Raw genomic sequence first — 7,716 nt, forward strand, 5'->3', positions numbered from 1 at the left:
CCATGGACATTATCCGATAAACCGTTAAAACCGCTCAACTATCGCTTGGGCATTCCAGCTAGTTGCGACCGGCGGCACCGCACAAATTAGCGAATTTCAGCGCCTAAGTCATCCGTCAAGGCCGTTAAGACCTTTTCAAAGGCTTTGGTCACATCATCGTCAACCAAGGTCGCGTTTTGGTCTTGATACGTCAACGTATAAGCTAAGGACTTCTTACCAGTTGGCACGTTCTTGCCATTGTAGACGTCAAAAAGTTGGACTTTTTGTAAATGGGCCCCACCCTTATCATTGATCAAGGCCACGATAGCGGCGTTTGACACTTGGTCATCAATTAACATCGCCACATCGCGAGTAATGCTTGGGAACTTCGAGATTGGTTGATATTGTTGATGCGCTTTTGGTGCGGCAATCAATGCAGCTAAGTCTAATTCGAAAACATAAGTTTCACGAATCTTGTAAGCTTTCGCGGTTGTTGGATGAACTTGCCCGACGAACCCAACTAAGTCGTCGCCAACGTAAATGTTAGCCGTCCGCCCAGGGTGCATTTCGGGATGGTCCGTCGTCGCTTCATACCGAACTGGTTCGGCTAAAGCCAAGCTCTTCAAATAGCCTTCGACAATCCCTTTGATTTGATAAAAATCAACGGGATTTTCAGCGGTACCCCAAGTCTTTTCAACCATTGAACCAGTAATCGCGCCGGCAATATGTTCGACTTCTTTAGGGCGAACTTGTTCCGGTTGGCTGAAGAAGACGCGGCCTTCTTCGTATAAGGCCACATTATGTTCTTTACGGGCATTGTTATAAGCTAAGTCATCTAATAACCCAGAGATTAAGCTTAAACGCAACGTCGTCCGTTCTGAACTCATTGGGAAGTCTAACTTCGTGACATCACTGGCATGTAACGCAAAGGCCCGCGCCTTGGTTTCCGTCGTTAAGGAATAACTGATGGCTTGGGTTAAGCCGGCACTTTCCATTAACTTCCGGGAATCGCGAATGATTTGTTGCGTTTCGTTTAACTTACCAATCGTTGGTTGCCCGGTTGGTAACGTCGATGGCAAGTTATCGTAACCATATAAACGAGCGACTTCTTCAATCAAGTCAGCCGGAATGTGAATATCCCAACGGCGCGAAGGAATCGTTACCGTATATTCGTTGTCGGTCGAAACCGTGGTTGGGAAGTCCAACCGCCGGAAGATATCAGCGACCGTCTCAGCGCTTAATTCCGTCCCTAAGACGTGGTTGATTCGTGATAACGTGATTTTAACCGTTACTGGTTCGACGTCTTCATCACGACCAATCACGGTCCCGTTAGCAACAGTCCCGTTGCCTAATTCGGCAATCATGGCGGCGGCAGCATCTAACGCCGTTTGAGTGGCGCCATGATCGATGCCACGTTCATAACGCATCGATGCTTCACTGTGCAAGTTATGGTTATGCGCCGTTTTGCGAATCTTGACCGCATCAAAGACCGCGCCTTCTAAGGCAATCGACGTGGTCATATCAGTGACTTCACTGTCTAAGCCACCCATCGTGCCGGCCAAACAAATTGGTTGGTCGTTGCTACAAATCAACAAGTCAGAATCAAGTAAATCGCGTTCTTCACCATCTAAGGTCGTCAACGTTTCGCCCGCCTTGGCAAAACGCACGTTAACTTTGCCCGCCGTTAATGAATCATAGTCAAATGCATGTAGCGGTTGACCATATTGCATCAAGATGTAGTTCGTCGCATCGACCACGTTATTGATGGGCCGCATGCCCGCGTTCCATAAGCGAATTTGTAACCACAATGGACTTGGTGCCACCGTTACGTTTTTGATTAAGCGCATCTTGTATTGCGGAACGGCTTGTTCGTCAGCTTCTACGGTGACATCTAAGTCATCGTCGGCTAAATCATCAGTTGCTTCATGTAAATCAACCGTGGGCATCGTCGGCGTTTGGTCATAAATAGCGGCTAATTCATGGGCGGTGCCGTTCATGCTCAACATGTCGCCACGGTTCGGTGTCACGGACATGTCGATAATTTCATCGTCCATTCCGATGTATGAGAAGACCGGTTCACCGGGTTTAGCATCGGCTGGTAAGATGAAAATACCATCGGCGACTTCTTTAGGTACGAGTTTTTCGTCGAAGCCTAATTCGTCTAAGGCACATAACATCCCGTTTGAAACCACGCCGCGCATCTTACTACGCTTGATTTTAGTGTGATCACCAATCCAAGAGTTTGGTAAAGCAACGATTACTTTTTCGCCGGCCGCCACGTTCGGCGCGCCACAAACGATTTGAATCGGGTCTTCTTCGCCAACATCTACTTGGCAAATGTGTAAATGGTCTGAATCAGGATGTTCAACGCATTCTAAAACATCCCCGACGACGACTTTTTTCAACCCTTCACTGGGCCGAATCACGCCGTCAACTTCGACGGCCGTGCGTTCAATTTTTTCTGCTAATTCATCGGCTGGCAGGTCCAGCTTCAAATAATCGCGTAACCATGCATAAGAAATTTTCATTCGATCCGCCTAACCTTTCTTGTAAAACTGTGATAAGAACCGGACATCGTTTAAGTAGAAGTTCCGGATATCATCCACACCGTATTTCAACATTGCAAACCGGTCCGGCCCTAAACCAAAGGCAAAGCCACCGTATTCTTCGGGGTCAATCCCTGACATTTCTAAGACGTGCGGATGCACCATGCCGGCCCCTAAAACTTCAATCCAGCCGGTTTGCTTACAAATGGCGCAACCTTTACCATTACAGTTAAAGCAAGTAACGTCAGCTTCCACGGATGGTTCCGTAAATGGGAAGTAACTTGGCCGTAACCGGACTTCGAATTGGTCGCCGAATAATTCGTTGGCAACTAACGTTAAGGTCCCTTTCAAATCGGCCATCGTAATGTGCTTGTCGACGACTAGCCCTTCGATTTGATGGAATTGATGTGAATGGGTCGCATCATCAGTATCCCGACGATAAACACGGCCAGGTGATAACACTTTTAATGGGCCTTTGGAGAAATCATGATTTTCCAATGAGCGTGGTTGGTCCGCGGAAGTTTGCGTCCGCAACAAGACATCCTTGGTGATATAGAACGTATCTTGCATATCACGGGCGGGATGGTCTTTGGGTAAGTTCAAACGTTCGAAGTTGTAGTAATCTTCTTCAACTTCATCCCCATCGACGATTTGATAACCCATCCCGATAAATAAATCTTCGAGTTCGGTGATAATTTGGGTAATCACATGGGGTTGGCCTTGAGGGACTTCACGACCCGGTAAGGTCACGTCTAATTTTTCGGCGACTAATTGTTTGTTGACCGCCGCTTGTTCCAATTCTTCGCGCCGTTCGTCAATCGCGCCTTGCAAGCGATCCCGGACTTCGTTAGCATAGGCCCCAACTTTGGGCCGTTCTTCTGGCGTTAAATCGCGCATACCGCGCAAGACTTCCGTGATGGGGCCTTTTTTACCAAGCAAATCAACTTTAACTTGATTGACTTTTTTCAAGACGTCGGCTGATTTAATGTCAGCCAAGCCTTGATCGCGTAATTCAGTTAACCGATCTTGTAAGCTCATTAATATTCCTCCATTTTTTACTGGTGACTAACCATCGTTTTGAACACTTTTAGACACAAAAAGACCTCGTCCTAAAAAGGGACGAGGTCATCGCGGTACCACCCTTGTTCGTTGAACCTAGCAAGTCTAGGTGTCAACGCACTTTCACCGGATAACGGCCGGGTACCGGAAAATTATTTGTTATCTAAACGCCCAATTTCAGCTCGGAGAGTGAATTCATTAGTTTAAGTCGTCGGAGTGCTTCCAGTCGCTGACACTCGTTCCTGGGACGCCGCTACTAATTACTAGTTCTCGTCTATGCCTTTGTCTACTTTTTTAGTTTAGGGCAAACTAAGCACACCGTCAAGCTTTATTAGCAAGATTGACTAGGACTGTACCACTTATCCGACCAGTTGTGAACGGTCGTCATAACTTGACGCAAGTCCGCACCTTTATCGGTTAAGCGATATTCGATCAACGCGGAATCACAGTGGGTCACGCGGCTCACGATGCCATTAGCTTCCAATTCCTTCAAACGCACCACTAACACGCGGTCACTGCATTTAGGAATCCGACGCGCTAAGTTTTTAAAGCGTTGCGGGCCATCTTCAAGTAAGACGTCAATAATTAGGCCGTTCCACTTCTTACCTAAGATTGAGAATGTCTTTTCAAATTTGGGACACAGTTCGAATTGGGAATCCACGGTCGTGTTATCAACCGTATCTAGCATCATTTCTGACATAAGCATGACCTCCATAAGTCCTATTAACCGGCGGAGACCTTGTTGCCCCGGATCCGATCTAATTGCTTGGCCACTTTATTACGTAATGGTCCAAAAAATTCATGTTCTGCTTCATAATCATCGACTAAAGAGACTAACAAACTTTCACGATACTTGGGCAGGGCTAACGTTGCGCCAAACATGTGCTTTAAAATGATATCTTTTTCCATCGGCGTTAACTTGGTCAGCTTTTCAGCATTCCGTAAAGCAACGCGCGGATGAATAAAGGCGTGCGACCCTAAGTCAAACTTAGTTTCGCGCCAATCATAGTAAAACAAATCATGCAAAAGACCACCACGGGCAACCGCGGTCGCGTTTAAGTGCCACTTCTTCGCGAACACATAACTGTCATAAGAAACTGCAATTGAGTGATCCAATCGATTCGAATGGTGATGTTGGGTAAAATCAGCTAACCGTTGAACGGCTGGTTGGGCTAATAAATCGGCCACAATTGCCACATACTCAGAATCTTGTTTCCATGCATTGGTTTTCATTGAAAGCTCCCTTTACTATAATATCTAACGCTATCCTACCAAAAAGTAAGTGAATTTGAAAGTATTTTGTCCAATAAAGTGCGACGCTGGCCCGTCATTTAGCGGTATAAGCCAAACATCAAAATCCCCGCCGCAATCGCCACGTTCAGTGATTCGGCGCGCCCTTTGATCGGAATATAAAGATTTTTATCCGTTTGGGCTAACAATTCTGCACTCATCCCGTTGCCTTCATTACCCATAATTAACCCGAAACTCGCTGGCGCGTCAATATCTAAATATTGCGCCGCTTCCGGATTCAATTCGGACCCATAGACCGGTAAGTTTTCCGCGTGCAACCGGGCCACTAAGGCGGTCAAATCCGTACTAATCAGTTGTAAGTGGAATTGGCTGCCTTGCATCGACCGTTCAACTTTGGGTTGGTGAATATCGACGGTCCCAGTTCCAAAGGCCACGCCGGCAAAACCAGCCGCATCGGCTGTCCGGACCATTGTCCCAATGTTACCAGGATCTTGCACGTTGTCTAAGAGTAACCAGGGCCGACTCAAATCAAGGTTAGCCAACGGATCATCGTCAACTTTAGGTAACTGGGCTAACGCAAAGACCCCTTGTGGCGTGACTGTGGCACTAATATGGTTAGCCACTTCATCGGAAATCTCAATGACGGCCGGGAACTTGGTTAAATCAGGCTGACTGGCTAATTGTTTTTCCGTAATGAGTAATGTCTTGATACTCACATGGGCTTTTACAGCTTCGTTGACCAAATGCCAACCATCCAGCAAATACAAGCTTTGTTGTTTACGCCCTTTTTTAGTTTGGAGCTTTTTCCACGCCTTGACGTGCACATTTTGTAATGAGTTAATTTTTTCCATCTAATCGCTACCTTATCCCGTCTATATTTAGGAATAGTATAGCATATCACCGCACCCCGCTTTCGTGATATTATATAAGTATTAATCGAACTCTTACTTATATCTAAGTGAACAGGAAGTGAGCAAATGCGCGCAGTTACCTTACAAGCTAGTGGTCGCGTCCAAGGCGTGGGCTTTCGGTGGGCTACTAAAGTCGCCGCTGACAAATGTGGCGTCAATGGTATCGTTCGGAATTTGATGGATGGGTCCGTTTTCATTGAAGCCGAGGGCGAAGATCAACGCGTCCAAGTATTTATCGACGTTATTCGGCAATCACCGACCGATTTTGGCCGCGTTGACAAGCTGATCGTTAAAGACGTTGAGCCGCAAAACTACCATAATTTTCGGATAACTAATTGAAATCCCCCGGCGTCTTTAGTATCATCTAGTTTATATGATTTAATATAAAGGGGATTATTAACCAGTGAAAAGTAAAAAAGGCCTCACTCTGACGCTGACGTTATCAACGCTTGCGTTATTCTTGAGTGGCTGTGTTCAGACGACAAAGTCTGGTAAACCATATGGCTTTGTCTATACGTACTTAGCCCAACCTGGGCAAGCGGTCATGCAGTGGTTGTCACATTTATTCGGCAATAACTACGGCTGGGCGATCATCGGTTTGACGGTGTTGGTACGGTTAGTCTTGTTACCAATGATGGTCAGTCAACAACGTAAGTCAACGTATCAACAAGAAAAAATGGCAGCCGTTAAGCCACAATTAAACGATATTCAAAAACGGCAAAAAGCCGCCACGACCCAAGAAGAAAAAGCAGCTATCAGTAACGAAATGATGCAACTCTACCGTGACAACGGTATTAGTATGACTGGTGGGATTGGTTGTTTACCATTATTGATCCAATTACCAATCTTCTCGGCGTTGTATTATGCCATCCGTTACTCACCCGAACTTTCCAGTGCGAAGTTCATGGGGATCGCCTTAGGGAAATCCAGTTTGCTCTTAGCAATCTTGGCCTTCTTATCGTACTTGTTACAAGGTTACTTATCGATGATTGGGATTCCTAAGGAACAAAAGAAACAAATGCAAATGATGCTCATTATGAGCCCCGTCATGATTTTATTCGTTTCGATGTCCGCGCCCGCTGGTTTAGGGTTGTACTTCTTCGTTGGTGGGTTATTCGCCTGCTTGCAAACGTTGATTATCAACTACTTCCGTCCACGGATTCGTCGCGAAGTTGAAGCTGAATTAAAGAAACATCCAATTAAGACCCCAACCCCAACCGCGGTCGGGGCTAAAAAAGTTAACGCGACTGAAAAACCTGCTAGTGATGGCAAGCTTTCTCAACCACGTAACAACGGTAAAGGTCGGAATGCTGGTAAACAGCAACGGCATCATCGTTAATCAGTAGGACTAAAAAGTTCTCGCCTAAGCGAGAACTTTTTTTATGCGCTATTATAATTTTCGTCGTAACCACCAACGACCGATGAGCACCCCAATCAGCACGGGCCCAGCCAATAACATCAGAATACTTTGGGTGAGAAAACTACCAATCATATTGAGAAAATCATCATTCATGGCGCTATAACTGGCTAAACTATCACGCGTTGCCACCTGATGATTCGCCGCCCACTGCTGCTTTTCAAGCGTGTGGCCTAACCCATCCTTATAAGCAAACGACTGACTAGTCCACGACTTAATTGCCAGTGGATTTTTACTAAACCGCGGCGCCCATAATAAAATTAACGGATACGCCAATAAATAAGCCACTAACAAGTACCCATTAGCCCACGTCAACCGCCAAAGCATGTGGCCGTTTGGTTGAGCCGTCAACGCATAAAAGCTCAAGATAAAAATAAGCGCGCCCCGTAAGTAGGCCGCGATAAATGTTTTAATGACCCGCATGATTCCCACCTCACTTTAAGTTTGATTATACTGCATCGCCAGCGGCCAGATAACATCAATAGTTATTTTCGCTCAATGGTAGATTGCAAATTTAATCCGAATTTTTGGACAAATTGTTCAGCATAACCTG

The 7,716-nt window shown here is 46.0% G+C and carries 8 protein-coding genes; 2 read left to right on the plus strand and 6 right to left on the minus strand.

Annotated features, from left to right (window positions below; all coding sequences use genetic code 11):
- Positions 1-86: 86 nt before the first annotated feature.
- From pheT to DY78_RS06120, 5 genes are all read right to left on the minus strand, one after another.
- On the minus strand, positions 87-2,507 hold the full coding sequence (pheT, locus tag DY78_RS06100; RefSeq protein ID WP_024625546.1) for a phenylalanine--tRNA ligase subunit beta: 2,421 nt from the start codon (positions 2,505-2,507) through the stop codon (positions 87-89).
- 9 nt (positions 2,508-2,516) lie between these two features.
- The gene (gene pheS / locus DY78_RS06105) at positions 2,517-3,563 is read right to left on the minus strand and encodes a phenylalanine--tRNA ligase subunit alpha (protein ID WP_024625545.1); all 1,047 of its coding nucleotides are present in this window, start codon (positions 3,561-3,563) and stop codon (positions 2,517-2,519) included.
- A gap of 352 nt (positions 3,564-3,915) precedes the next feature.
- Positions 3,916-4,284: a winged helix-turn-helix transcriptional regulator gene (locus DY78_RS06110; RefSeq protein WP_024625544.1), complete on the minus strand. Its 369-nt coding sequence runs from the start codon at positions 4,282-4,284 to the stop codon at positions 3,916-3,918.
- A gap of 23 nt (positions 4,285-4,307) precedes the next feature.
- The gene (locus tag DY78_RS06115; RefSeq protein ID WP_024625543.1) at positions 4,308-4,817 is read right to left on the minus strand and encodes an HD domain-containing protein; all 510 of its coding nucleotides are present in this window, start codon (positions 4,815-4,817) and stop codon (positions 4,308-4,310) included.
- 98 nt (positions 4,818-4,915) lie between these two features.
- Positions 4,916-5,686 carry a TrmH family RNA methyltransferase gene (locus DY78_RS06120; RefSeq protein WP_024625542.1) on the minus strand — a complete coding sequence of 257 codons (771 nt, stop codon included), beginning with the start codon at positions 5,684-5,686 and terminating at the stop codon, positions 4,916-4,918.
- Between the two features lie 126 nt (positions 5,687-5,812).
- Between DY78_RS06120 and DY78_RS06125 the strand changes: the two genes are divergently transcribed.
- Both DY78_RS06125 and yidC read left to right on the plus strand, forming a co-directional pair.
- Positions 5,813-6,085, plus strand: coding sequence for an acylphosphatase (locus DY78_RS06125; protein ID WP_024625541.1), 273 nt, complete (start codon positions 5,813-5,815; stop codon positions 6,083-6,085).
- 64 nt (positions 6,086-6,149) lie between these two features.
- Positions 6,150-7,085: a membrane protein insertase YidC gene (yidC, locus tag DY78_RS06130; protein WP_024625540.1), complete on the plus strand. Its 936-nt coding sequence runs from the start codon at positions 6,150-6,152 to the stop codon at positions 7,083-7,085.
- Between the two features lie 51 nt (positions 7,086-7,136).
- Here yidC and DY78_RS06135 read toward each other — a convergent pair whose 3' ends face one another.
- Positions 7,137-7,586, minus strand: a complete 450-nt coding sequence (locus DY78_RS06135; RefSeq protein WP_024625539.1) for a hypothetical protein — start codon at positions 7,584-7,586, stop codon at positions 7,137-7,139.
- Between the last annotated feature and the right edge of the window lie 130 nt (positions 7,587-7,716).

The sequence above is a fragment of the Lactiplantibacillus fabifermentans DSM 21115 genome, assembly GCF_000498955.2.
GTDB lineage: Bacteria > Bacillota > Bacilli > Lactobacillales > Lactobacillaceae > Lactiplantibacillus > Lactiplantibacillus fabifermentans.